This window comes from Janibacter sp. DB-40 (genome assembly GCF_029510815.1).
Lineage (GTDB): Bacteria > Actinomycetota > Actinomycetes > Actinomycetales > Dermatophilaceae > Janibacter.
Genome location: NZ_CP120360.1, coordinates 2,164,322 through 2,188,484, shown reverse-complemented (window position 1 = coordinate 2,188,484; position 24,163 = coordinate 2,164,322). Strand labels below are relative to the sequence as shown.

Annotated in this window: 22 protein-coding genes, 2 tRNA genes and 1 pseudogene; 17 read left to right on the top strand and 8 right to left on the bottom strand. The window is 71.5% G+C overall.

Annotated features, from left to right (window positions below; genetic code table 11):
• The first annotated feature begins 5 nt into the window (after positions 1–5).
• The 5 genes and pseudogenes from PVE36_RS10370 (at position 6) to PVE36_RS10350 (ending at position 3,100) form a co-directional block, all read left to right on the top strand.
• Positions 6–611 carry a DsbA family protein gene (locus tag PVE36_RS10370; protein ID WP_277452165.1) on the top strand — a complete coding sequence of 202 codons (606 nt, stop codon included), beginning with the start codon at positions 6–8 and terminating at the stop codon, positions 609–611.
• A 37-nt stretch (positions 612–648) separates the two neighbouring features.
• On the top strand, positions 649–1,116 hold the full coding sequence (locus PVE36_RS10365; protein WP_277452163.1) for a ribose-5-phosphate isomerase: 468 nt from the start codon (positions 649–651) through the stop codon (positions 1,114–1,116).
• 139 nt (positions 1,117–1,255) lie between these two features.
• A complete protein-coding gene (locus PVE36_RS10360; RefSeq protein WP_277452162.1) occupies positions 1,256–2,341 on the top strand; it encodes a PP2C family protein-serine/threonine phosphatase in 1,086 nt (361 codons plus the stop codon).
• A 145-nt stretch (positions 2,342–2,486) separates the two neighbouring features.
• Positions 2,487–2,693: pseudogene (locus PVE36_RS10355) on the top strand (tRNA (guanosine(46)-N7)-methyltransferase TrmB); the annotation flags it as partial.
• Positions 2,694–2,770: 77 nt separating this feature from the next.
• Entirely contained in the window at positions 2,771–3,100 is a 330-nt protein-coding gene (locus tag PVE36_RS10350) for a hypothetical protein (protein WP_277452161.1), read from the top strand.
• 85 nt (positions 3,101–3,185) lie between these two features.
• Here PVE36_RS10350 and PVE36_RS10345 read toward each other — a convergent pair whose 3' ends face one another.
• Together PVE36_RS10345 and PVE36_RS10340 are read right to left on the bottom strand one after the other, a co-directional pair.
• Positions 3,186–3,755, bottom strand: coding sequence for a hypothetical protein (locus PVE36_RS10345; protein WP_277452160.1), 570 nt, complete (start codon positions 3,753–3,755; stop codon positions 3,186–3,188).
• Positions 3,756–3,928: 173 nt separating this feature from the next.
• Positions 3,929–3,999 (bottom strand) — tRNA-Gly (locus tag PVE36_RS10340).
• A 90-nt stretch (positions 4,000–4,089) separates the two neighbouring features.
• Here PVE36_RS10340 and PVE36_RS10335 point away from each other — a divergent pair.
• From PVE36_RS10335 to PVE36_RS10285, 11 genes are all read left to right on the top strand, one after another.
• Positions 4,090–4,166, top strand: a tRNA-Pro gene (locus PVE36_RS10335).
• A gap of 51 nt (positions 4,167–4,217) precedes the next feature.
• Positions 4,218–6,041 carry a sodium:proton antiporter gene (locus PVE36_RS10330; RefSeq protein WP_277452159.1) on the top strand — a complete coding sequence of 608 codons (1,824 nt, stop codon included), beginning with the start codon at positions 4,218–4,220 and terminating at the stop codon, positions 6,039–6,041.
• A 156-nt stretch (positions 6,042–6,197) separates the two neighbouring features.
• Positions 6,198–7,586: a trigger factor gene (tig, locus tag PVE36_RS10325; RefSeq protein WP_277452158.1), complete on the top strand. Its 1,389-nt coding sequence runs from the start codon at positions 6,198–6,200 to the stop codon at positions 7,584–7,586.
• Positions 7,587–7,663: 77 nt separating this feature from the next.
• Positions 7,664–8,797: an MFS transporter gene (locus tag PVE36_RS10320; protein WP_277452157.1), complete on the top strand. Its 1,134-nt coding sequence runs from the start codon at positions 7,664–7,666 to the stop codon at positions 8,795–8,797.
• 63 nt (positions 8,798–8,860) lie between these two features.
• Positions 8,861–9,577 (top strand): PaaI family thioesterase, encoded by a 717-nt coding sequence (locus tag PVE36_RS10315; protein ID WP_277452155.1) that lies wholly within the window; start codon positions 8,861–8,863, stop codon positions 9,575–9,577.
• Positions 9,578–9,587: 10 nt separating this feature from the next.
• Positions 9,588–11,858 carry a maltose alpha-D-glucosyltransferase gene (gene treS / locus PVE36_RS10310; protein WP_277452154.1) on the top strand — a complete coding sequence of 757 codons (2,271 nt, stop codon included), beginning with the start codon at positions 9,588–9,590 and terminating at the stop codon, positions 11,856–11,858.
• Positions 11,855–11,980 carry a hypothetical protein gene (locus PVE36_RS10305; protein WP_277452153.1) on the top strand — a complete coding sequence of 42 codons (126 nt, stop codon included), beginning with the start codon at positions 11,855–11,857 and terminating at the stop codon, positions 11,978–11,980. Before treS ends, PVE36_RS10305 begins: the two co-directional genes overlap by 4 nt.
• A gap of 209 nt (positions 11,981–12,189) precedes the next feature.
• Complete coding sequence (locus PVE36_RS10300; protein ID WP_277242280.1) at positions 12,190–12,771, top strand: ATP-dependent Clp protease proteolytic subunit; 582 nt, start codon at positions 12,190–12,192, stop codon at positions 12,769–12,771.
• 32 nt (positions 12,772–12,803) lie between these two features.
• Positions 12,804–13,478, top strand: a complete 675-nt coding sequence (locus PVE36_RS10295) for an ATP-dependent Clp protease proteolytic subunit (RefSeq protein ID WP_277452152.1) — start codon at positions 12,804–12,806, stop codon at positions 13,476–13,478.
• A gap of 201 nt (positions 13,479–13,679) precedes the next feature.
• Complete coding sequence (gene clpX, locus PVE36_RS10290) at positions 13,680–14,957, top strand: ATP-dependent Clp protease ATP-binding subunit ClpX (RefSeq protein WP_277452151.1); 1,278 nt, start codon at positions 13,680–13,682, stop codon at positions 14,955–14,957.
• A 21-nt stretch (positions 14,958–14,978) separates the two neighbouring features.
• Positions 14,979–15,722 carry a hypothetical protein gene (locus PVE36_RS10285; protein WP_277452150.1) on the top strand — a complete coding sequence of 248 codons (744 nt, stop codon included), beginning with the start codon at positions 14,979–14,981 and terminating at the stop codon, positions 15,720–15,722.
• Here PVE36_RS10285 and valS read toward each other — a convergent pair.
• Entirely contained in the window at positions 15,703–18,324 is a 2,622-nt protein-coding gene (gene valS / locus PVE36_RS10280; RefSeq protein ID WP_277452149.1) for a valine--tRNA ligase, read from the bottom strand. The two genes, PVE36_RS10285 and valS, sit on opposite strands and share 20 nt — an antisense overlap.
• A 79-nt stretch (positions 18,325–18,403) precedes the next feature.
• Here valS and PVE36_RS10275 point away from each other — a divergent pair, with 79 nt between their 5' ends.
• The gene (locus tag PVE36_RS10275) at positions 18,404–19,165 is read left to right on the top strand and encodes a lysophospholipid acyltransferase family protein (protein WP_277452147.1); all 762 of its coding nucleotides are present in this window, start codon (positions 18,404–18,406) and stop codon (positions 19,163–19,165) included.
• A gap of 10 nt (positions 19,166–19,175) precedes the next feature.
• Here the strand turns inward: PVE36_RS10275 and PVE36_RS10270 are convergent, their stop codons facing one another.
• The 5 genes from PVE36_RS10270 to PVE36_RS10250 are packed head-to-tail and all read right to left on the bottom strand — an operon-like array spanning position 19,176 to position 23,951.
• Positions 19,176–19,715 carry an NUDIX hydrolase family protein gene (locus PVE36_RS10270; RefSeq protein ID WP_277452146.1) on the bottom strand — a complete coding sequence of 180 codons (540 nt, stop codon included), beginning with the start codon at positions 19,713–19,715 and terminating at the stop codon, positions 19,176–19,178.
• A 23-nt stretch (positions 19,716–19,738) separates the two neighbouring features.
• Positions 19,739–20,515 (bottom strand): ECF transporter S component, encoded by a 777-nt coding sequence (locus PVE36_RS10265; RefSeq protein ID WP_277452144.1) that lies wholly within the window; start codon positions 20,513–20,515, stop codon positions 19,739–19,741.
• The gene (locus PVE36_RS10260; RefSeq protein WP_277452143.1) at positions 20,512–22,182 is read right to left on the bottom strand and encodes an ABC transporter ATP-binding protein; all 1,671 of its coding nucleotides are present in this window, start codon (positions 22,180–22,182) and stop codon (positions 20,512–20,514) included. Before PVE36_RS10260 ends, PVE36_RS10265 begins: the two co-directional genes overlap by 4 nt.
• Entirely contained in the window at positions 22,179–23,327 is a 1,149-nt protein-coding gene (locus PVE36_RS10255) for an energy-coupling factor transporter transmembrane component T (RefSeq protein WP_277452142.1), read from the bottom strand. The genes PVE36_RS10260 and PVE36_RS10255 overlap by 4 nt, the downstream gene beginning before the upstream one ends.
• Before the next feature lie 9 nt (positions 23,328–23,336).
• Entirely contained in the window at positions 23,337–23,951 is a 615-nt protein-coding gene (locus tag PVE36_RS10250; RefSeq protein WP_277452141.1) for a hypothetical protein, read from the bottom strand.
• Positions 23,952–24,163: the final 212 nt, after the last annotated feature.

Here is a 24,163-nt window from a genome sequence, read left to right as displayed (position 1 = left end):
GGGCCATGCCGAAACAGTCCGTGGAGATGTGGTTCGACCCCCTGTGCCCGTGGGCCTGGCTGACCTCGCGGTGGCTGATGGAGGTCGAGCAGGTCCGTGACGTCGAGGTGACGTGGTCCCAGATGAGTCTGTCCGTGCTCAACGAGGGACGGGACCTGGACGAGGACTACCTCGACCTGATGGCACGGGGCTGGACGCCCGTGCGGGTCATCGCCGCGGCCCGCCGGGCCCATGGTGACGAGGTCACCAAGCCCCTCTACGACGCCATCGGTACCCGCATCCACCTGCAGGAGCAGCGCGACTTCCGCACCGTCGTCTCCGAGGCGCTCGCCGAGGTCGGCCTGCCCGCGGAGCTGATCGACGCCGCCGACGGCGAGGAGCACGACGAGTTCCTGCGTGAGAGCCACCAGCGGGCCATCGACCTCGTCGGCGACGACGTGGGTACGCCGGTGATCTCGGTCGGCGAGGTGGCCTTCTTCGGTCCCGTCGTCTCCCCGGTGCCGAAGGGGGAGGACGCCGGGCGTCTCTTCGACGGCTGCGTGCTCGTCGCCGGGACCGACGGCTTCTTCGAGCTGAAGCGCACCCGCACCCGCGACCCGATCTTCGACTGACCCGGCCCCACCCCTTCCCACACACCGGAGAGAGACCTTGCGCGTTCACATCGGCGGCGACCACGCGGCCTTCGAGCTCCACCAGGAGCTGCTGACCTTCCTCGCGGCGGAGGGCCACGAGGTCACCGACCACGGCCCCCTCGAGTACGACGCCGTCGACGACTACCCCGTCTTCGTGCTGCGGGCCGCCGAGGCGGTCGCGCAGGACCCCGGCAGCCGCGGGATCGTGCTCGGCGGCTCCGGCAACGGTGAGCAGATGGCGGCCAACAAGGTCGCCGGCATCCGTGCGGCCCTGTGCTACAACGCCGAGCTGGCGCGGCTCGCCCGCGAGCACAACGATGCCCAGGTGCTGTCGATGGGCGGCCGGATGCAGTCGCTCGGCGAGGCCAAGGAGATGGTGCAGGTCTTCCTCACCACCGACTTCACGGGTGAGGAGCGCCACCAGCGGCGCATCGACATGGTGTCGGCCTACGAGTCGGAGGGGACCCTCCCGCCCCTGCCCTGAGTCCGATTCGCCAGCCCCGCACGGGTGCTCGGCATGGTTGCTGATCGGTCACGGCCCTTCACACGGGGCCCGCCGACGCTTATGGTGCGATCAGGTCCCGCCATTCGGTGGGCACCGAGGACGACCGGGGAGTACGAGCGTGTCTGCGATCCTGCCGAGTCGTGCGCCCGTGTGGGCGGAGCGACGATGGCTGCCGCGGTCGCTGCCGCGGATTGACGGGACGCCTCTCCTGCTGACGGTCCTGGCGACCGTGCTCGCGATCGCCGTGGCCCACCAGACGTGGACGGCCACGGTCCCGCTCGTGGCCCTGGTGCCCGTCTGCCTGCTGGCGACCACGCTCTGCTCGCTGCAGCAGGTGCGCATGGTCTTCGGCGCTGTCCTGGTCTGTGTCGCATGGGCCCTCGTCTTCACCGACGAGGGAATGGTCGGCACCCTCCCCCTGATGATCTCCCTGGCCCTGATGTACGCGGTCGCGACGTCGCGCTCGCACCACGGGGCGGCGACCTTCGAGGGGGACCGGATGCTCGGCGACCTGCGTTCGCGCCTGCACGCGATGGGCGAGATCCCGCGGCTGCCCCGCGGGTGGCACGCGGAGCGGTCCTTCGCCACCGCGCACGGCAACGCCTTCGCCGGTGACTTCAACATCACCTCCTCCAGCCGGTGCGGTCGTCAGCTGGAGATGGTCCTCGCCGACGTCAGCGGCAAGGGACAGGCCGCCGGTACCCGGGCGCTGGTCCTCGCCGGTGCCCTCGGTGGCGTCATCGGATCGGCCACCCCGCACCGCGTGCTGCCGATGGCCAACGAGTTCCTGGAGCGCGACAGCTGGGACGAGGGTTTCGCCACCGCCGTGCACCTCTGCCTCGACCTGGAGACGGGCGAGGCGACGGTCGCCTCGGCCGGCCACCCCCCGGCGATGCACTACGACGCGGGCTCCGGGCGGTGGGTCCCGCTCGACGGCAACCGGGGCCCGGCGCTCGGTCTCGTCCCGGACGCCGAGTACCCGCAGGCACACACGGTCCTCAACCGCGGCGACGCGTTGCTCGTCTACACCGACGGCATCATCGAGTCACGCGGGCGTGACCTCGACGACGGCATCGACTGGATGCTCGGTGCCGCCCAGGCCCGTCTCACCAGCGGCTTCCCCGGGCTCGCCAAGACCCTCGTCGCCGGCGGACGTGCGGGAGCCGAGGACGACCGCGCCGCGGTGATCATCTGGCGCGACTGAGCTCGGGATAGCCTGTGCGGCCGTGACCACCTCCGAGCCCGACCCGCACGAGCCCGACCAGTACAAGGCGCCCCTGACGGACACCCCCCTGACCGAGGAGGGGCGTTACCGCGCGACCGTGCGCACGTTCACCCCCCGGTGGCGGATGTCCCCGCAGACCCAGGAGCGGATGGACACGCTCCTGCCGCGCTACGCGGTCCCGACGACACCCCTCGATCCCGTCGACGCCTTCGGCCGGGACGTGCCGGTCGTCCTCGAGATCGGGTCGGGCTACGGGGAGTCGGCCCTCGCCTACGCCCGCGAGCACCCCGACCACGGGGTCATCGCCGCCGAGGTACACGTGCCCGGTGTCGCCCGGTTGATGGCCCGCGCCGACGAGGAGGGCCTGGCCAACGTCCGCGTGCACCGGGGGATGCGATCGAGTACCTCGTGCAGTGCGTCGGTGCCGACCAGCTCGCGGCGGTGCACCTGTTCTTCCCGGACCCGTGGCCCAAGGCGCGCCACGCCAAGCGGCGCTTCGTCCAGCAGGACACCCTCGAGATGCTCCTGCACCGGCTGCGTCCCGGTGGGCACCTGCTCGTCGCCACCGACCACGCCGCCTACGCCGACCACGTGCGCGGTCAGCTCGAGGAGCACGGTGGCGTCACCGTGGTCGAGGGGGAGCGCCCCGGGTGGCGGCCGAGCGCCGGCTTCGAGGACAAGGGCAGGGCGGCCGGCCGCTCGATCCACGAGTTCCGCATCACGGCGAAGGGGGAGTGAGCGGCCTCGTCCACCCCGTCGGGGTGGTGCGCACCCGTGCGGGGACATGTCCCCACACGGGTGCACCCCGCCCCGACCGGCCGTCTCACCAGCGGTGCGCGACGTCGACGACCAGTCGGGCCCCGTCACCGGGTCCGTCGAGCACGAAGGTGCGGAACGGCAAGCGCGCCCGCACCCCCAGCCCGATGGTCGTCTGCCCCTCGAAGCTGCCCGCCCACGCCACCTGGCGGAAGGTGCGGTAGCCGGAGACGTCCACCAGGTTGGTCCGGCTGGCCGGCCGGTAGGTCGGCCTCCCGTGGTTGTCGTACGCCGGTGCCTTCAGGATGACGCGCAGGTCGGCGCCGCCGCGCAGCGGGACGGCGGTGCCACTGCCGTCCATGCGGACCGTGCTGACGTAGCGCACGTGGTGGCCGAGTCGACCGGGCACGTCGTCGACGTCCAGGACGAGACGGTCGAAGCAGGCGTGCCGACCGGAGCGCACGTTCGCCAGCGTGCCGCTCGTGTACGTGCCTCCTGCCTTGGCCAGCGATCCCCACATCAGGTTGCAGTAGGGCGCGGCGGTGGCGGCCGGTGCTGCTGCCGGTACCGCGGCCACGGTGGCCGCGGCCGCGAGTGCACCGACGGCGAACCGACCCAGATTGCGACGAGTGTTCATGACGACTTCCCCTTTCGCCGAGGGCGTGAGCCCGGCGCGCGACGCCCGGTTGCGTCATGGATCCAGACGTGCGAAGGGGGAGGCGGGTTGCGGGCCGCGGCCGGTGGGTGCCGAACCGTTATCGACGACGAGGCCCGCAGGACCCCTGGGGTCCCGCGGGCCTCGTGCCGGGGAGCGGGTGACGGGAATCGAACCCGCGTAGCCAGTTTGGAAGACTGGGGCTCTACCATTGAGCTACACCCGCGCGCAGCCCCTGAGTCGGCCTGTGGCGCAACGGCCGGAGCAGCAGGGGTTAGCCTAGTCCCCGCACGCAGCCCGAGCGCAATCGGGTCAACGGGGTATGGCGCAGCTTGGTAGCGCGTCCGCTTTGGGAGCGGAAGGCCGTCGGTTCGAATCCGGCTACCCCGACCACTCAGGTGCTGTCTTGGCCCTCGCCGCCGTCGGGGTGGCAGTCTTGCGCTCGTGATCAGCGACCCGGCGAGCTACCTCGCGCTCGTGACCGCACTGGGCGTGGCCTGCCAGGTCCTCGCCTGGGCCGTGCGCATCCCCTCGATCCTCATCCTGCTGATCGTCGGCTTCGGCCTCGGCCAGGTGGTGACCCCCGACGCGGTCCTCGGACGGGAGGTCCTCTTCAGCGGCGTGAGCCTCGCCGTCGGGATCATCCTCTTCGAGGGCAGCCTGTCACTGCGGCTGAGCGACATCAGCGACCTGGGACGAAGCACCGTGCGGCTGTGCACCGTCACCGTGGCCATCGCCTGGGCGCTGATCACGCTGACCGGGTGGCTGCTGGGCTTCCCACTGGAGCTGGCGCTGCTCGTCGGCGCCGTCCTCGTGGTCACCGGACCGACGGTCATCGGCCCGATCCTGCGCCAGCTGCGCCCGACCCGGCGCATCGCCGCGCTGCTGCGGTGGGAGGGCATCGTCGTCGACCCCATCGGGGCGATCCTCGCCGTCCTCGTCTTCCAGGCCGTCCTGGCCAGGACCTCGGCCGACCCCGTCAGCGCGGTCCTGACCTCGCTCGGGACGACCATCGTCACCGCGGTCCTCATCGCCCTGGTCCTCGGCGTCCTGCTCGAGCAGGCCATCAAGCGCCACCTCGTGCCCGACTTCCTCCACGGTGCGGTCTTCCTCGCTGCCGCGGTCGGTGCGTTCGCCCTCTCCAACTCCATCGAGTCGGAGAGCGGGCTGCTCACGGTGACGATCATGGGCGTCTTCCTGGCCAACCGTCCCAACCTCCACCTCGAGCACGTCACCCAGTTCAAGGAGCACCTGCAGGTGCTCCTCGTCGGCATCCTCTTCATCGTGCTCGCCGGCCGCGTCTCGCCCGAGGCCGTGGTGGAGGTCGCGCCCGTCGCGGCGGTCTTCGTCCTGGCCCTCGTCCTCGCCGTCCGTCCCCTGAGCGTCTTCCTCGGGCTCGTGGGAACCGGCGCCACGAAGGAGGAGCGGCGCCTGCTCGCCTTCATGGCGCCGCGGGGCATCGTCGCCGCCGCCGTGGTGAGCATCTTCGCCCTCGAGCTCGCCCATGCGGCCGAGCGTGCGTCCGACCCCGAGCACGCGGCCCGCCTCGAGCACCTCGGGACGGAGGCCGCCCAAATGGTGCCCCTGGTCTTCCTCGTCATCGTCGCCACGGTCGCCATCTACGGGCTCGGCGTGGGCCGGCTCGCCGAGCGGCTCGGGCTGGCGACGACCTCGCCCCAGGGGGTCATCCTCGCCGGTGGCGACGAGTGGATCGTGCGCGTGGCCAAGGCGCTCGGCGACGTCGGGGTGGACGTCGTCATCGTCACCGTCTACCGCGCGGCGCTGCAGCGGGCCCGGATGGCCGGGATGCGGGTCGAGATGGCCAACCTGCTCAGTGACTACGTCGTGCGCGACATGGACCTCGCGGGCCTGAAGACCTTCGTCGCCGCCACCGATCAGGACGAGCGCAACACCATCGCGGCCCGCGAGTTCTCGCACTTCCTGGGACGGGCGCACGTGTTCCAGCTGGCCGTTGCGCCCGCCGAGCACGTCGGCGCCGACCGCACGGAGACGGCCTCGCACCTGACCGCGCGCACCCCCTTCGCCCCCGCCCTGGAGTACAAGGAGCTCACCGAGCGGGCGAAGCACATGGACGTGCGGCGCACCTCGCTGACGGCGAAGTACACCTACGAGGACTTCCGGAGGATGTACGGCGGCAGGGCCATCGCCCTCTTCACCGTGCGTGGTCGCGAGGTCGGTGTCGTCACCGAGAAGTCCTCGCTCGAGGGGGAGCTCACCCTCATCTCGCTCGTGCCGCGGGAGGACTGAGAACCCGCGCATTCGGCCTGTGGGATTCCAGCCGATACAGTGGTTGCTCGTGTCCCGGCCAGCCGGGACGGTGCGTGCGTGCCCGAGGGTCGGCAGTCGACCCGAGAGCCAACGCCCCAACCCCCGTCGTCGTCCAGATCGTGTGGAGTGCCTGCAGTGAAGAGTGCCGTCGAGAACCTCAGCCCGACCCGGGTCAAGCTGACCGTCGAGGTCCCGAGCGAGGAGCTCCAGCCGCACGTCGACGCGGCCCTGAAGTCGATCGGTGACCAGATCCAGGTCCCCGGATTCCGCAAGGGCAAGGTGCCCGCGCGGATCATCGAGCAGCGCGTCGGCAAGGGCGCGGTCATCCAGGAGGCCGTCAACGAGGCCCTCCCGGAGTTCTTCGGCAAGGCCGTCGACGAGACCGAGATCGACCCGATCGGCCAGCCCGAGGTGGACATCACCGAGGTGCCGATGACCGACGAGGAGAACCTCAAGTTCACCGTCGAGGTCGACGTGCGCCCGGAGGTGACCCTCCCCGACTACGACGGCCTGAAGATCTCCGTCGACAACCTCGAGGTCACCGACGCGGACGTCGAGGAGAAGCTGACCGAGCTGCGTGAGCGCTTCGGCACCCTCGTCGGCGTCGACCGCGCCGTCGAGAACGGCGACTTCGTCTCCATCGACCTCAAGGCCGAGGCCGCCGGCGAGGAGATCGACTCCGTCGAGGGCGTCTCCTACGAGGTCGGCTCCGGCAACATGCTCGAGGGCATGGACGAGGCGCTGCTCGGCATGGCGAAGGGGGAGACGAAGGACTTCTCCGCCCCGCTCGCCGGTGGCGACCAGGCCGGGACCGTCGCCGACTGCACCGTGACCGTGCACTCGGTCAAGATCCGGGAGCTGCCCGAGGTCGACGACGAGTTCGCCCAGATGGCCAGCGAGTTCGACACCGCCGCCGAGCTGCGCGAGGACGTCGCGAAGCAGGCCGAGCAGGCGAAGAAGTTCGAGCAGGGGATCCAGGCCCGCGACAAGGTCCTCGAGCACCTGCTCGAGTCGACGGAGATCGCCATCCCCGAGAGCATCGTCGAGACCGAGGTGCACAACCACCTCGAGCAGGAGGGTCGTCTCGAGGACGAGGAGCACCGTGCCGAGGTCGACGAGCAGACCCGCAAGGCGCTGAAGACCCAGTTCCTCCTCGACGCCATCGGCAAGGCCGAGGAGGTCGAGGTCGGCCAGCCCGAGCTCATCGAGTACCTGATGATGCAGGCCCAGCAGTACGGCATGGAGCCCAACCAGTTCGCCCAGCTGCTCGACCAGCAGGGCCAGGTCGAGGGCATGGTCGGTGAGGTGGCCCGCCGCAAGGCGCTGGCCGCCGCGCTCGACAAGGCGACGATCGTCGACGCCGACGGCAACGAGGTCGACCTCGACGAGATCACCCCCGGTGGCGACGAGGACGAGGCCGTCGAGGGTGCCGAGGGCGACGCCCCGCAGCCCGAGGTCGTCGAGGCCGAGACCGCGGAGACCGAGGCCGAGCCGGCCGGGACCACCGAGGACGAGAAGGCCTGACCTCCTCCACCTCACGACGAAGGGGGTCACCGCCGCTGGGTGGTGACCCCCTTCGTCGTGCCCGCACCGCGGTCTTCATGACCTTCGCGGTCAACGGCTTCGGCTTCGCCTCGTGGGCCTCGCGCATCCCCGACATCCGCACCGACCTCTCCCTCACCCCGGGGGAGCTCGGTCGCACGCTGCTCGCGGGGGCGCTCGGCTCCGTGCTCGCCCTGCCGGTGGCCGGTCGCGTCATCACCGCGCTGGGTGCCGCCCGGACGACGACCGTCGGTGTCCTCGTCGCGGCGGTGGGGCTCGTGGCCCTCGGCGCCGGGCTCGACCTCGTCGGGACTGTCGTCGCGACGGCGCTCGGTCTCCTCGTCTTCGCGGTCGGGGTCTCGCTGTGGGACGTGGCGATGAACCACGAGGGCGCCGCCGTGGAGCAGCGGCTCGGCCGGACGGTCATGCCGCACTTCCACGCCTGCTTCTCCGGCGGGACCGTCCTCGGCGCCCTCGGGGCGGCGGGACTCGTGGCCCTGCACGTGCCGGTCCTCGCGCACCTCACCGGTGCCGCGGTCCTCGTCCTCGCGGTCGGCCTGCCCACCGCGCGCGCCTACCTCGCCCGCACCCAGGAGCCGGTCGGGGTGCCGACGACGCCCACGACGCGGGGGAGCGCCTGGCTCGAGCCGCGCACCCTCGTCATCGGCCTCGTCGTCCTCGTCGCTGCGCTGACGGAGGGCACCGCCAACGACTGGATCGCCATCGCCGTGACCGAGGGGCACGACCAGCCGGGATGGGTCGGCGTCCTGGCCTTCGCCACCTTCCTCGGTGCGATGACCTGCGGACGGCTGCTCGGGGTGGGTCTGCTCGACCGCTTCGGCCGGGTCCCGGTGCTGCGTGGCACCTTCGTGCTCGCCGCGCTCGGCTCCCTGCTCGTCGTCCTCGGGTCGACCCCGCTGGCCTTCGTCGGCGTCGTGCTCTGGGGCATCGGGGCCAGCCTCGGTTTCCCGGTGGGCATGAGCGCGGCGGCGGACGACCCGGTGCGCGCGGCCGCCCGCCTGTCCGTCGTCTCCACGATCGGCTACGTCGCCTTCATCGTCGGACCGCCCCTCCTCGGCCTGATGGGCGACCACGTGGGTGTGCTGCGCTCCCTGCTGCTCGTGGGCCTGCTGGCCCTGCCCGCCCTCGTCGCGGTGACCGCCGTGCGCGAGCGGCCGGGTGACGCGCGCTGACGTCGTTGCGCGCGGGGTCCCGACGTTGCACACTCGTTCAGCACCCACCACCAGGAGGACCCCATGACCGACGGCGCCTTCGTCTCGCCCGTCACCGCCGAGGACCCGGAGGCGCTCGCGGCCACCGAGCACGCCCAGTCCGATCTCGCCACGAGCGTGCGGGACCTGGTCGATGTGTGCGTGCGCACACGGGTCGACGACGAGACGCTGACGACCGTGGCCGCAGAGGTTCGCGACCTCACGCAGCGGCTGCTTGCACACGCGCAGGCCGGTCCGCTCGGGATCGAGACCACGAGCGACGGGCGGCTGCGCGACCACGGCAACCCGATGGTCGGCATGCGCAACCCGATCTCCCCACCGCTGCGCGTCACCGGTGACGACGAGGGCAGCATGCGCTGCACCTTCACCCTCGGGGCCGGCTACGAGGGGCCCCCCGGGTGCGTCCACGGGGGGATCGTCGCGGCCGTCCTCGACCAGGTCGTCGGGTCGGCGCCGGCGAGAATCGGTCGACCGGGACTGACCGCGTACCTCAACACCACCTACCGACGGCCGACGTCGCTCGGGGTCGAGCACGTGGCCCGTGGCTGGGTCGAGGAGGTCGACGGGTGGAAGGTGCGCGCCCGGGGTGAGATCCGCGACCCGGAGGGCCACGTGACGGCGGAGGCCCGGGCGCTCTTCGTGGTCCCGCGGTGGGCACGCGAGCACATCGGCACGCCGACCGGCGACGCGGGCGAGTTCTCTGCGGATGACGGGACGTCGGCGCGCACGCGGACCCCGTAGCGTGGGTGCCATGAGCGAGTTCGACGCGGATCCGCCCGAGGCGTCCGAGGCATCCGAGGCGCCCGAGGCGCTCGAGGTCGAGGGGTCGGGCGAGCCCAACTTCGCCCAGGTCTTCTTTCCCGCCAGGCCCAAGGCCCTGCGCCCGCGTGCCCGGCTGCGGCAGCAGGGTGCTCCGACGCGGGCCCAGGTCCGCTCGGGGGAGCCCGAGGGGTCCAACCCCGTCTACGTCGACTGGCTCTGCGAGCAGTCGATGCTCCAGGACGCCAAGGAGATCGCCAACCAGTTCAGTGGCCTGGGTTCGATGTGGCAGAACCCCTTCGCCCGCCCCGACCCCCGGGCGGCGGTGCAGACGGCTTCCGTGTGGTTCACCGCCTACCCGATCTCGATGATCACCCGCCGGGGGGAGTCCTTCCTCGGCACGCTCGCCGACCCGGACCTGTGGTCCGCGTTCGAGCACATCGGCATCCACGGGGTGCACACCGGACCGGTCAAGCGGGCAGGAGGACTCTCGGGGTGGAACCCGACCCCCAGCGTCGACGGGCACTTCGACCGCATCGGGACGCACATCGACGAGCTCTTCGGCACCGAGGAGGACTTCCGGGAGATGTGCCGGGTCGCCGCCGAGCACGAGGGCACCGTCATCGACGACATCGTCCCCGGCCACACGGGCAAGGGCGCCGACTTCCGTCTCGCCGAGCTCGGCGTCGGGGACTACCCGGGGATCTACCACATGGTCTCCATACCGCCCGAGGAGTGGCACCTGCTGCCCGACGTCCCCGAGGGCAGGGACTCGGCCAACCTCGACGAGGTCGACGAGATGGCCCTGACCGAGGCCGGGCACATCATCGGCGAGCTGCAGCGGGTGATCTTCCACGTGCCGGGGGTCAAGGACACCAACTGGTCGGCCACGGCCCCGGTCACCGGACCGGACGGCGTGACCCGGCGCTGGGTCTACCTCCACTACTTCAAGGAGGGGCAGCCCTCGATCAACTGGCTCGACCCCACCTTCGCCGGGATGCGCCTGGTCATCGGGGACGCCCTCCACAGCATCGGCGACCTCGGCTCAGGGGGGCTGCGCCTGGACGCGAACGGTTTCCTGGGGGTGGAGCGCACCCTCGAGGTCGGGCCGGCCTGGTCGGAGGGGCACCCGCTCTCGGAGGCCGCCAACCAGCTCATCGGCTCGATGGTGCGCAAGGTCGGCGGTTTCACCTTCCAGGAGCTCAACCTCTCGATCGAGGACATCCGGGACACCGCCGCCGGCGGTGCCGACCTGTCCTACGACTTCATCACCCGACCCGCCTACCACCACGCGCTCGCCACGGGGGACACCGAGTTCCTGCGGCTGGCCCTGCGCGAGGCGCAGCGCCTGGGGGTCGACGCGGCGGGGCTGGTGCACGCGCTGCAGAACCACGACGAGCTGACCTACGAGCTCGTCCACTTCGCCAGCCGTCACCGCGATGACGTGTTCACCTTCCGCGGGGGGGAGGTGACGGGGGCGGAGCTCGCCGAAACGGTCCGCGGGGAGCTCACGGGGACGCTGACCGGGGACGCCGCCCCCTACAACCTCGTCTTCACGACGAACGGGATCGCCTCGACCACCGCCTCCGTCATCACCGGGGCCCTGGGCTTCAGGGACCTCGACGCACTCACCGACGAGCAGGTCGAGCAGGTGCGCCGGGCGCACCTGCTGCTCGCGATGTACAACGCCCTCCAGCCCGGCGTCTTCGCGCTGTCGGGCTGGGACCTGGTCGGGGCGCTGCCGATCCCGGCGGAGCAGATCGCGGACCTCCTGCGCGAGGGTGACACGCGGTGGATCCATCGGCCGGCCTACGACCTGCTCGACGTCGCACCGGACGAGCAGTGGTCGACGTCCGGGATGCCCCGGGCGCGCACCCTCTACGGCCCCGTCGACCGGCAGCTGGAGGACCCCGACTCCTTCGTCACCCGGCTGCGGGAGATCCTGCACCTGCGCGGCTACTTCGCCGTCGCGACGACCCGCCAGGTCGACGTCCCCGACGTCGCCCACCCGGCGATGCTCGTCATGGTGCACGAGTACGAACAGGTCCCGGGGCAGCTGCAGGTGACCGTGCTCAACTTCTCCGCCGACCCGATCTCCGGGACGGTCATCAGCGAGCGCCTCGAGCCCGGGTCGCGGCTGATGGACATGGGTGACGGCTCCGTCTTCGGCCAGGTCGACCAGCTGCACGGCTTCCACGTCGAGCTCGACGGCTTCGCCGGTCTCGCGCTCCTCGTCAGCCCGCCGAGGCAGGAGGCGTCGTGAGTGAGCGACCCCGCATGCGGGTCCGCCCGCTCGGCGGCGCGATGGGCTGCCTGGGCATGATCCTGTTCTCGGTGATCGCCTCCGTGGTGCTCACCGTCGTGCTCAACCTCCTCCTGCGGTGACGGCGAGGGCGAAGGGGGTGGCCCCCTTCGCGCCGTGCGTTGCGCTCACGGCGAACACGTGCGGGTGACGGGAAACAGTCCGGCCCGGCTGGCGTTAGGGTCAGTGACAGGCACAGCCAGTCTCGAACCAGAGCACCGCCCCCGGGGCGGAGAAGCGAGTGAGCGTGAGCAACAGCAGCGAGATCGTCGCGGCCGGCCCGCAGGGCGGGATGGGACTCGACGACCACATCTACCAGCGCCTCCTGAAGGAGCGCATCATCTTCCTCGGGTCGGACGTGCGTGATGACAACGCGAACGCGATCTGTGCCCAGATGCTGCTCCTGGCCGCGGAGGACCCCGAGAAGGACATCTGGCTCTACATCAACAGCCCCGGCGGGTCGATCTCCGCGGGCATGGCGATCTACGACACGATGAAGTGGATCCCCAACGACGTCGCGACCGTCGCGATGGGTCTGGCCGCGTCCATGGGCCAGTTCCTCCTGTCGGCCGGGACGAAGGGCAAGCGGTACGCGACCCCGCACGCCCGCGTGATGATGCACCAGCCCTCGGGTGGCATCGGTGGCACGGCCTCCGACATCAAGATCCAGGCCGAGCAGATGCTCTTCGTCAAGACCCAGATGGCCGAGCTGATCGCCGAGCACACCGGTCAGACCGTCGAGCAGATCAGCAAGGACTCCGACCGCGACCGGTGGTTCGGTGCCCAGGAGGCCATGGAGTACGGCTTCGTCGACCACGTCTTCGAGCGCTCCGACCAGACGGGCCGCGGGGACGACAACCCCGTCACCGAGTGAGTCCCTTCCCCGCGAGCCCCCAGGAGACACCCATGAACTTCGATACCCAGTTGCGTACCGACGCCCCGGGCGGGGCCTCGATGCCTCCCGGTCCGTCCAACCGCTACGTCCTGCCGCAGTTCGAGGAGCGCACCTCCTACGGCATGAAGCGGACCGACCCGTACACCAAGCTCTTCGAGGACCGGATCATCTTCGTCGGCGTGCAGATCGACGACGCGTCCGCGGATGACATCATCGCCCAGCTGCTCGTGCTCGAGTCGATGGAGCCCGAGCGCGACATCCTCATGTACATCAACAGCCCCGGTGGCTCGTTCACCGCCATGACGGCGATCTACGACACGATGCAGTACATCCGGCCGGACATCCAGACCTTCGTCATCGGCCAGGCGGCCTCCGCGGCCGCGGTCCTGCTGTCCGCTGGTGCGCCGGGCAAGCGCTTCGCCCTGCCGAACGCCCGGGTGCTCATCCACCAGCCCGCGCTCGCCGGCGGCGCCGGCGGCCAGGCCAGCGACATCGAGATCCAGGCCAACGAGGTGCTGGGCATGCGCACCTGGCTGGAGGAGACCTGGGCCCAGCACTCGAACAAGAGCGTCGAGCAGGTGCGCGAGGACATCGAGCGCGACAAGCACCTCACCGCGCAGGAGGCCAAGGAGTACGGCCTCATCGACGAGGTGCTCAGCCCGCGCAAGGCCTCCCTCGAGGACTGAGCGACCACGACGACGAAGGGCCCCGGTTCGCCGGGGCCCTTCGTGCTGCCCGGGTACGACACCCGGCGTTCCGCTGATAGCGGACAAGGGCGACGCGCTCCCGTCCGGGGGTGTCGAATGGAGGTGAGACACCCCCCGTTTGGGTACCGTCGACCCACAGGCGGCCGGACGGGTCGACCCACCAGGCAGGAAGGACCGGACGTGGCACGAGTCGGAGAGAGTGGCGACCTGCTCAAGTGTTCCTTCTGCGGCAAGTCGCAGAAGCAGGTCAAGAAGCTCATCGCCGGTCCGGGCGTGTACATCTGCGACGAGTGCATCGACCTGTGCAACGAGATCATCGAGGAGGAGCTGACCGACTCCGGTGACCTCGGTCTGGACGAGCTGCCCAAGCCGCGCGAGATCTTCGACTTCCTCGAGACCTACATCATCGGTCAGGACAAGGCGAAGAAGGCGCTGGCGGTCGCGGTCTACAACCACTACAAGCGCATCCAGGCCGACGACGGTGCCGCCGCCAAGCGCGACGAGGACCACGTCGACATCGCCAAGTCCAACATCCTGCTCATCGGCCCGACCGGCTGCGGCAAGACCTACCTCGCCCAGACGCTCGCGCGGATGCTCAACGTCCCCTTCGCCATTGCCGACGCCACGGCGCTGACCGAGGCCGGCTACGTCGGCGAGGACGTGGAGAACATCCTGCTGAAGCTCATCCAGGCCGCCGACTACGACACCAAGAAGGCCGAGCAGGGGATCATCTACATCGACGAGATCGACAAGGTCGCCCGCAAGTCCGAGAACCCGTCGATCACCCGCGACGTCTCCGGCGAGGGCGTGCAGCAGGCGCTGCTGAAGATCCTCGAGGGCACGACCGCCTCCGTCCCGCCGCAGGGTGGCCGCAAGCACCCGCACCAGGAGTTCATCCAGATCGACACGACGAACGTCCTCTTCGTCGTCGGCGGTGCCTTCGCCGGCCTGGAGAAGATCATCGAGTCACGCATCGGCAAGAAGGGGCTGGGCTTCGGCTCCGAGTTGCACAAGTCCACCGACCTGGCCGAGGCGATCACCGAGGTCATGCCCGAGGACCTGATGAAGTTCGGCCTCATCCCGGAGTTCATCGGCCGCCTGCCGATCATCACCACCGTCAGCCCGCTCGACCGGGAGGCGTTGGTGCAGATCCTGTCGGAGCCGAAGAACGCGCTGGTCAAGCAGTACCGCAAGATGTTCGACATCGACGGGGTGGAGCTGGAGTTCACCGACGACGCCCTCGAGGCGATCGCCGAGTCCGCGATCGCCCGCGGGACCGGCGCCCGCGGTCTGCGGGCCATCCTCGAGGAGGTGCTCATGCCGGTGATGTTCGACGCGCCGAGCGACGAGGGCATCAAGCAGATCGTCGTCACCGAGGAGGTCGTGCGCGACAACGTCCTGCCGACGATCGTGCGCCACGAGGAGACGGGCAAGCGCAAGCACAAGCGCTCCGCCTGAGCCACCTGACAGGATGATCGGGTGAGCGCACCCTTCCGGCTGGCCACCGGGTCCTCGGGCCCGCGGCAGCAGAGCCCGACGACCTGCGGGTCGGCGTGCGCGACCGTGGCACGCATGCTCGTCGACGGCCCGTTCGCCCGGTGGGTCGTCCACGGCGAGGGACACCCGGTCCCCGGCGCCGAGGGCAGCACCTTCCCGGAGCGCTTCGCCTCCTGGGAGCGCACCGTCCAGGCCCGGACGAACGGGTGGGCCGCATCGGGCGGGAGACTGGCCGTGGCGTGGCCACGGGCCCTGGGGACACCACCGTGGGGTCTGCGGCACGAGCTGGAGAACGGCTGCGCCCGTGTCGGGACGCGCTACCGGCTGGTCTCGCTGCGCGCGCACTCCCAGGAGGCGCTGCGTGCCCGGTACCGCCGCCTGACCGACCTCGTCGTCGACGGCGAGCCGGCGGCCCTCTACGTCGGCAACGCAGTGCTCCCGCGCCACATCACCCTGGTCATCCCAGGCGCCCGCACCGGTGAGCTGAGCGTGTACGAGCCGAGCTCCGGGCAGGTGCTGGCGCTGAGCGAGGACGAGTTCGCCACCCGGCGCCTCGACCTGGGCGGGTGGTCGGTGCCGTGGATCCTGGTCCAGCCCACCGGACACCGCCGGGCGGGCAACGGGTCACCGGCACTCGCGCCGTGGCGGGTGCCGCAGCTGAACCCCGACCCGACCCCGCTGCGTCGCGAGCCGGGCCGGGAAGGGGTCAGTTCTTCTTCGGCTTGACGAAGGGGATGAGCTCGACGTCCCGCAGCCCGATCTCCTCGCCCTCGGCGTGCTCGAAGGACCCGGAGAGCCGGCCGGCGCTGCGCAGGTCGGACTCGCCGACGCGGACGAGCTCCGCGGTCGCGGCAGGAGCGACGAGGGTGGCCGCGGTGATCTCGCTGCGCATGCCGACCTTGGCGTCGGACTTGGCCTTGCGGATCTGGCTGAGGGCCTCGCCGACCGCACCGAGGACGGCCGCGTCACCACCGGAGGGCAGCTCGTCGACGGTCGGCCACGCGGCGCGGTGCACCGAGCCCTCGTGCCACCAGGACCAGACCTCCTCGGTGGCGTAGGGCAGCACGGGTGCGAGCAGGCGCAGCAGGGCGTCGAGCGCGAGGCGCAGTGCGGCGCGGGCGGAGGCCGTGCCGGCGGGGTCCTGCCCCTCGCCGCCGTGGGCGCGGTCCTTGACCAGCTCGATGTAGTCGTCGCAGAAGGTCCAGAAGAAGGTCTCGGTCACCGAGAGGCTGCGGGTGTAGTCCCAGCCCTCGAAGCCGGCCGTCGCATCGGCGATGACGCGCGCGAGCCCGGCGAGCATCGACTGGTCGAGCGGGTTGGTCACGGCGGCGGTGAGGTCGCCCTCGACGGTGCCGAAGCCCAGGGCGAACTTGCTCGCGTTGAGCAGCTTGATCGCCAGCCGGCGACCGATCTTCATCTGGCCGGTGTCGTAGGCGGCGTCGGTGCCCAGCCGGCTGGAGGCGGCCCAGTAGCGCACCGCGTCGGCGCTGTGCTCGACGACGACGTCCTCGGGGGTGACGACATTGCCCTTGGACTTGCTCATCTTCTTGCGGTCCGGGTCGAGGATCCAGCCGGAGATCGCGGCGTTTCGCCACGGCGCGCTGCCGTGCTCGAAGTGCGCGCGCACGATCGTGGCGAAGAGCCACGTGCGGATGATGTCGTGCCCCTGCGGACGCACGTCCATCGGGAAGACGCGGTCGAACAGATCGGAGCGGCCGGACTCGCGCCCCAACCAGTCACCGGCGATCTGGGGGGACAGGGAGGAGGTGGCCCAGGTGTCCATGACGTCGGGGTCACCGGTGAAGCCGCCCGGCTGGTCGCGCTGGTCCTCGGTGTACCCGTCGGGCACGCTCGCGGTCGGGTCGATCGGGAGCCGCGACTCCTCGGGCACGAGCGGCGACTCGTACTGCGGCTCGCCCTCGGCGTCGAGGGCGTACCAGACGGGGATCGGCACGCCGAAGAAGCGCTGGCGGGAGATCAGCCAGTCGCCGTTGAGGCCGGAGACCCAGTTCTTGTAGCGCGACCTCATGAACTCGGGGTGGAAGGCGATCTCGTCGCCGCGGCCCTGCAACGTCTCGTTCAGCTGCTCGTCCCGGCCGCCGTTGCGGATGTACCACTGGCGGGAGGTGACGATCTCCAGCGGCTTCTCGCCGCGCTCGTAGAAGTTGGCCTTGCGCTGCGTCTTCTGCGGCTCGCCGTCGAGGTCACCGGAGGCGCGCAGCGCCTCGACGACGACCTCGCGGGCGGAGTGGACCGTCTTGCCGGACATCTGGGTGTAGACCTCGGCGCCCGTCTCCCCGGAGATCCACTCGGGGACGTCGGCGGCGATGCGGCCGGCCCGGTTGACGACCGAGCGGGTCGGCAGCTGCAGCTCACGCCACCAGATGACGTCGGTGAGGTCGCCGAAGGTGCAGCACATGGCGATGCCGGCGCCCTTGTCCATCTCGGCGCCGCGGTGGGCGAGGACCGGGACCTCGACGCCGAAGATCGGGGAGGTCACGGTGGAGCCGAAGAGGCCCTGGTAGCGCTCGTCGTCCGGGTGCGCGATGAGGGCGACGCACGCAGGGAGCAGCTCCGGGCGGGTGGTCTCGACGTGGACCGGACCGTCGGCGCCGTGGAAGGCGACGCGGTGGTAGGCGCCGGGGTAGTCGCGCGCCTCCAGCTCGGCCTGGGCCACGGCGGTCTGGAAGGTGACGTCCCACAGGCCCGGGGCCTCTGCGGTGTAGGCCTCACCGCGGGCGAGGTTGCGCAGGAAGGCCGTCTGCGCCGTCGCCCGCGAGTGCTCGTCGATCGTGCGGTACTGGATGGCCCAGTCGAGGCTGAAGCCCAAGCGGCGGAAGAGGGACTCGAAGGCCTCCTCGTCCTTGACCGTCAGCTCGTCGCACAGCTCGATGAAGTTCTGCCGGCTGATCGGGACCTGGTCGGCGGCCTTGATCGTCTTCGTCGTCCCGGCGAAGGGGGGAGTGAAGTCCGGGTCGTAGGGCAACGAGGAGTCGCCGCGCACGCCGTAGTAGTTCTGCACCCGCTTCTCCGTCGGCAGGCCGTTGTCGTCCCAACCGATCGGGTAGAAGACGTTGAACCCCTGCATGCGCTTGTAGCGGGCCATGCAGTCGGTGTGCGTGTAGCTGAAGACGTGCCCCATGTGCAGGCTGCCGCTCGCCGTCGGCGGCGGGGTGTCGATGGAGAAGACCTGCTCGCGCCCACCCGCACGGTCGAAGGCGTAGGTCTCCTGCTCACGCCATACCGCGTCCCACTTCTCCTCGAGCCCCTCGAGGGAGGGACGCTCCGGGATGCGGGCAGCGTCGGGGGACAGGGAGTGCTCGGTCATGGGCCGAATCTTCCCATCCCCGCTCACTGCCCTGCCAATCGGGCCCACCCCCCACCCGGCGACGTCGTAGTCTGTCGACATGCGTCCACCCGAGCCCCTGTACCGGCTGATCATCATCGTCGCCCGGGTCATCTTCCTCCTCAACGGATACCGCTTCACGATGAAGGGGGAAGCCAATGTCCCGCGCCGTGGTGGTGCCGTCATGGCGATCAACCACACCGGTTACCTCGACTTCGTCTTCGCGGGGCTGAGTGCCCGCAAGAGCCGCCGCTGGGTGCGCTTCATGGCCAAGAAGTCCATCTGGCAGCACAAGGTCGCCGGTCCGATCATGCGCGGGCTCAAGCACATCCCCGTCGACCGCCACGCGGGTGCGGGTGCCCTCGCCGAGGCGACGAACCGTCTGCGCCAGGGCCAGATCGTCGGCGTGTACCCGGAGGCGACGATGTCGCGCTCGTTCGAGATCAAGGAGCTGAAGTCCGGCTCCGTGCGGATGGCCAAGGACGCCGGCGTGCCCATCCTGCCGACGATCGTGTGGGGGGCCCAGCGCATCTGGACCAAGGACGTGCCCAAGCGGCTGGGCCGCACGAAGGCCCCGATCCACATCACCGTCGGCGAGCCCATCCACGTCGGGCCGGACGACGACGTCGCCGAGGTGACCGCCCACCTTCGTCGGGTGATGAAGCAGATGCTCGACGAGACCCTCGCTGCCTACCCGCAGCCGAAGGGGGACGAGCTGCGCTTCCACCCGGCCCGCCTCGGCGGCACGGCGCCGACGTACGAGGAGGCCTACTCGAAGGACCGCAAGGACATGACCCGCCGGAAGGACCAGTTCAGCAAGTAGGGGCAGGGCCTCAGAAGCCGCCGTGGCCCAGGTGCGACAGCGCCTGCTGGAGCAGGGCGCCGTGGCCGCCGGCCATCTCGGCCTGCAGCCCCGTCTCGCCGGCCTCGGCGGGCGTGAGCCATGCGAGGTCCAGGGCGTCCTGCTGCGGGGCGCAGTCACCGCGCACCGGCACGATGTAGCTCAGCGCGACCGCGTGCTGGCGCGGGTCGTGGAAGGGCGTGATGCCCGGCGTCGGGAAGAACTCGGCGACCGTGAAGGGCACGGGCGAGGCCGGGACGGAGGGCAGTGCCATCGGGCCGAGGTCCTTCTCCAGGTGCCGCACGAGGGCGTCACGCACCCGCTCGTGGTAGTTGACCCGACCGGCGATGAGCTCACGGTCCATCGTGCCGGTGTCGGAGGCGCGCAGGAGCAGCCCGACCCGCGTCACCGAGCCGTTGTCGGCCACGCGCACGGGGACCGCTGCGACGTAGAGGATGGGCACCCGCCCGCGGATGTTGTCCAGGTCCTCGCGGCTGAGCCACGCTTCGTGTCGGTCCAGGTCCGTCGGCATGGCGCCATCCTCGCAGACGGCTGTCAGGCCGCGGCGAACGAGGCCCGACGGGCGGCCCGTCGCAGCGCGCCGAGGACCGGCCGCCCGGTGAGCGCGATGAGCGCGACGTTGGTCAGGGCCCGGCCGATGTCCCAGCCGAGGGAGGTCGCGAGGGAGAAGGCCAGGAATCGGGTGAGGTTCTCGGTGACCGGAGCGCCCGCGACGAAGGACAGCGACTCCTCGCCCTGCACCGTGAAGGGCCAGAAGGAGAAGTTCAGGGCGGCGCCGTAGAGCAGGCCGGTCACCGCGCCGTAGCCGCAGAGCAGGACGACCTCCGTCACCCCCTTCGCCCGCGGCAGCAGACCGGCGCCCAGGCCGACCCAGGCGGCGGCGAGCATCTGGAAGGGCAGCCACGGGCCGACGCCGGCGGTGATGAGGGCGCTCGAGGCGAGGGTCGTCGCGCCGAGGACGAAGCCGAAGCCCGGACCGAAGACGCGTCCGGCGAGGATGAGCAGGAAGAAGACCGTCTCCAGCCCCGCCGAGCCCGCCCCGAGTGGACGCAGCGCGGCGCCGACCGCGGACAGCACCCCGAGCATGGCCACGGCCTTGGTGTCCAGGCCCCCGTCGCTGACCTCGGCGAGGACGACCGCGAGCACGCCGATGAGGATCGCGGCGAAGACGAGCGGGGCGTCCCCGGAGTGGGACAGCCCGGTGTCGGGGGAGATGAGCAGCGGCCAGAGGAAGGCGAACACGCCGGCGAGGCTCGTCAGCGCGATCGCGGCGACGGCCCGGGGACGCAGTGCGACGGCGGTGTGCCTCACGAGGAGGCCCCCTGCGCCGCGGCGACCGACTCGCGCACGCCGGCCACGGTGAGCAGGGGCGCGGGCGCGAGCACCTTGGCCACCTGCGGCGCGAAGGCGGGCGAGGAGACGACCACCTCGGCCGTCGGGCCGTCGGCGATGATCTCCCCGTCGGCCATGATGACGACCCGGTCGGCGGCCTCGGCGACGAACTCGACGTCGTGCGTCGACAGCACGACGGTGCGCTCGCGGGCGACGAGGGTGCGCAGGGCTCGTCCCAGGGCGCGCTTGGCGGAGTAGTCCAGACCCCGGGTGGGCTCGTCGAGCAGGAGCACCGGTGGGTCGGCGGTCAGCTGCACGGCGAGGACGAGTGAGAGGCGTTGGCCCTCGGACAGGTCACGCGGGTGCATCCCGGACGGGATGCCGGGGGCGATCTCCTCCAGCACTGCCGCGCAGCTGCCCGGGTCGCGGCCGGCATCCGCATCGGCCCGGGCGCACTCCGCGCCCACCGTCTCGAGGTAGAGCAGGTCACCCGGGGTCTGCGGCACCAGACCCACCACGGTGCGTCGGGCAGCCGACGGCAGCTCGCCCGGGTCGATCCCACGGTGGTCGAGGTGCGACGAAGGAGCCTCGAAACCACGTACCGCGACGCTCCCGGCGGTCCGCGTGCCCGACCCCTGGAGCGCCCACAGCAGCGATGACTTGCCGGCGCCGTTGCGGCCCATCACGGCCGTGACCGTGCCGGGGTGCAGCGACAGGTCGACGTCGTCGACGGCGACCAGCCGGCCGTGGCGGACGGTCACCCCCTTCGCCTCGAGCCCGCCGGGCCGCACCGGGGGCGGGGCCGGGCTCGGTGCCTCCATCAGCTGCCCGCGAAGGGGGCGGGCCGCCCGACGCGCATCGCGCACCGACAGCGGCAGCGGGGACCACCCGGCCCACCGGCCGAGCTCGACGACCGGCGGGGCCACGGACGAGGTGGTCATCATCCGCGCGGGTGGACCGTGCTCGACCCGGCCCTCGGCGACGTGGATGACCGAGTCGGCATGGTGGATGACCCGCTCGATGCGGTGCTCGGCGACGACCACCGTCGTCGACAGGTCGTGCACGAGCCGGGAGATCGCGGCGAGGACGTCCTCGGCGGCGGTCGGGTCCAGCGCGGAGGTCGGCTCGTCGAGGACGATGACCCTGGGGTGCTGCGTGAGCACGGCGCCGATGGCCACGCGCTGCTGCTGCCCGCCGGAGAGGTCGCGCAAGGGCGCGTCGCGCAGGTCGGCGACGTCCATGACGTCCAGGGCCTCCTCGACACGGCGCCGCATGGTCGCCGGGGGCAGACCGAGCTGCTCCATCCCGTACGCGAGCTCGGCCTCGACCGTCTCGGTGACGAAGCCGGCGAGCGGGTCCTGCCCGACGACACCGACGACGTCGGCGAGATCGCGAGGCAGGTGGGTGCGGGTGTCCCGGCCGGCGACGAGCACGCGCCCCTGCAGGTGGCCGCCGGTGAAGTGGGGGACGAGCCCGTTGATCGCGCCGAGGAGCGTGGACTTGCCCGAGCCGGTGCGGCCGACGACGAGGGCGAGCTCGCCCTCGTCGACGGTCAGGTCGACGTGGGCGAGCGCCGGGGTCCCGCTGCCGTCGTAGGTGAGCGTCACGTCCTCGAAGAGGATGGCGGGCTCGGGTGCCCAGCTCATGACCGGCTCCCTTCGGTCTCGGGGTGGGGGACCGGGCCGGCGCCCGCGCGCCGGGTGCGGTCACGCCGGCGGCCCACCGGCGGCGGCGGTGTGAGGAGACCGGGCAGCACCGCGACGAGCAGGCCGAGGGTGAGAATCCACGGTAGCGGGGGAGGCCCGATCGGGGTGAGGGACATGCTCAGCGCGGCCGGCTCGAGCGCGGTGCTGGCGAAGGCCGCCACCGCGGCGAGGACGCCGCACACGGCGGTGAGGGTCTCTGCGGCTCGCCACGGCGCCGGTCGGTAGACGGTGCGCGTCACCGCGGTGGAGCCGCTGGCCAGCCCCAGGGAGCCCAGGGCGACCCCGACGAGCAGCAGGGGCAGCCCGAGCCAGCCGGGACTCGTCGCGTCGAGCAGGCCGTAGCTGCCGATGGTCATGGCGAGCAGGCCGCCGAGGGCGAGGGCGCCGGTGAGCCGGTGGCGTGCGGGGGAGGTCTCGTTGCGCCGTCCGTAGCCGCGCGAGTCCATCGACGCCGCGAGGGCCATGGACCGCTCGAGCGTGTCCTCCAGGACCGGCATGGCCACTCGCCGGAAGGCCGTGAGGCCCCGCGCGCCGTCCCCGCGCAGCAACCGGGCCCGGTGGACGCGGCGGACGGACTCGGCCAGCTGGGGCGCGACGCTGATCGCTACGACGATCGCGGTGCCGATCTCCTGCAGCGCGCCGGGCAGGGCGGCGAGCAACCGCTTGGGGTCGGCCAGGGCGTTCGCCGCGCCGATGCACAGGATCATCGCGGCCAGGCGCATGCCCTCGAAGGTGGCCGCGAGCAGCCCCTCGAGCTGCACGTCACCGAGCAGGTTGATCCCGGCGGCCCAGGCCGGCAGCTCGATGAGCGGCAGCGGCAGGACGGTGATCTCCCCCCACTTCAGGCCGACGAGCACGTGCAGCACGATCCGCAACCCGATGATGAATCCGCCGAGGACCGCGTAGAGCCGGAAGGCGCGCGCCCACGGCGAGTCGCTGCGGCGGGAGACGACGACGAAGGTCACCGCGCCGGCGGCGATGAGCAGCACGAGCGGGTTGTTCGTCTGCGAGACCGCCACGGCGAGCCCGATGGCCCACAGCCACCAGGCCCCCGGGTGGATCGCTCGCGGCGTCGAGGAGAGCACGAAGGGAGGTCAGTCCCCTCGTCGTCGGGCCATCACGACGACGCCGCCGGCGAGGGCGGTGAGCAGACCGCCTCCGACGAGGGCGGGGACGAGGGCACTGCCGTCGTCCCCGGAGGCCGCGGCCTCGTCCGCGGCGGCGACCGCCTCGTCCGACGGGCTGCCGGACGGGGTGTCCCCCGACGTGCGCGGGGTGGTCGACGAGCTCTTCGATTTCTTGGCGCTGGTCTCCTTCTCTTCCTTCGCCCGCTTCGTCTCCTTCGTCCCCGTTGCCTTCCCGGATGTCGCCGTGGGGGAGGACGAGGTGCCGGAGTCGGAGCCGGTCGGGGCGGAGGCCTCGGTGCGGCTCGCGGGCGGCGCCGTCGCGTCGGAGGGGGCGACGACCCGCTCGAGCCGCCCGGATCGCTGCCGGTGGACCCGCTGCCGGTGCCGCCGGTGCCGCCCTGCGCGGCGGGGGCGCTGGAGGTCGGCGCGGGCGTCGACCGCTGCGTCGGGGTGCTGGTCGGGGACGGGGCGGGAGCGGCCGGCGGTGCCGTGCCGGGCGCCCCGCCGGATCCCAGGCTCGCCCCCACGACGCTGCCCGGGGCGGGGTCGTAGTCGTAGAACCCTCGGCTGGAGTAGGTCCACGAGCCGCCGGCCTGCGCGTGGTGGAAGGACCAGTAGTTGTCCGTGGGGGGCATCATCCGGCAGCCGATCTCCGCCGGGAGGCCGTCGATCCGGCAGATCGCTCCGGGCTGGGACTGCACCCGGGTGACGCTGAAACCGGCCTGCTCGATCGCGGCGCCGGCAGAGGGCGGGTCGCCGGCGGCGCACCGCACCTGGCTGGAACCGCCGGAGTC

What these genes read in the sequence shown, in the direction of transcription:
- PVE36_RS10320 (WP_277452157.1), top strand. Translation starts at nt 7,664, where the DNA reads ATGACCTTCGCGGTCAACGGCTTCGGCTTCGCCTCGTGGGCCTCGCGC.
- PVE36_RS10260 (WP_277452143.1), bottom strand. Translation starts at nt 22,182, where the DNA reads ATGAGCTGGGCACCCGAGCCCGCCATCCTCTTCGAGGACGTGACGCTC.
- PVE36_RS10270 (WP_277452146.1), bottom strand. Translation starts at nt 19,715, where the DNA reads ATGCCGACGGACCTGGACCGACACGAAGCGTGGCTCAGCCGCGAGGAC.
- PVE36_RS10345 (WP_277452160.1), bottom strand. Translation starts at nt 3,755, where the DNA reads ATGAACACTCGTCGCAATCTGGGTCGGTTCGCCGTCGGTGCACTCGCG.
- treS (WP_277452154.1), top strand. Translation starts at nt 9,588, where the DNA reads ATGAGCGAGTTCGACGCGGATCCGCCCGAGGCGTCCGAGGCATCCGAG.
- PVE36_RS10295 (WP_277452152.1), top strand. Translation starts at nt 12,804, where the DNA reads ATGAACTTCGATACCCAGTTGCGTACCGACGCCCCGGGCGGGGCCTCG.
- PVE36_RS10370 (WP_277452165.1), top strand. Translation starts at nt 6, where the DNA reads ATGCCGAAACAGTCCGTGGAGATGTGGTTCGACCCCCTGTGCCCGTGG.
- valS (WP_277452149.1), bottom strand. Translation starts at nt 18,324, where the DNA reads ATGACCGAGCACTCCCTGTCCCCCGACGCTGCCCGCATCCCGGAGCGT.
- PVE36_RS10315 (WP_277452155.1), top strand. Translation starts at nt 8,861, where the DNA reads ATGACCGACGGCGCCTTCGTCTCGCCCGTCACCGCCGAGGACCCGGAG.
- PVE36_RS10275 (WP_277452147.1), top strand. Translation starts at nt 18,404, where the DNA reads ATGCGTCCACCCGAGCCCCTGTACCGGCTGATCATCATCGTCGCCCGG.
- PVE36_RS10300 (WP_277242280.1), top strand. Translation starts at nt 12,190, where the DNA reads ATGGGACTCGACGACCACATCTACCAGCGCCTCCTGAAGGAGCGCATC.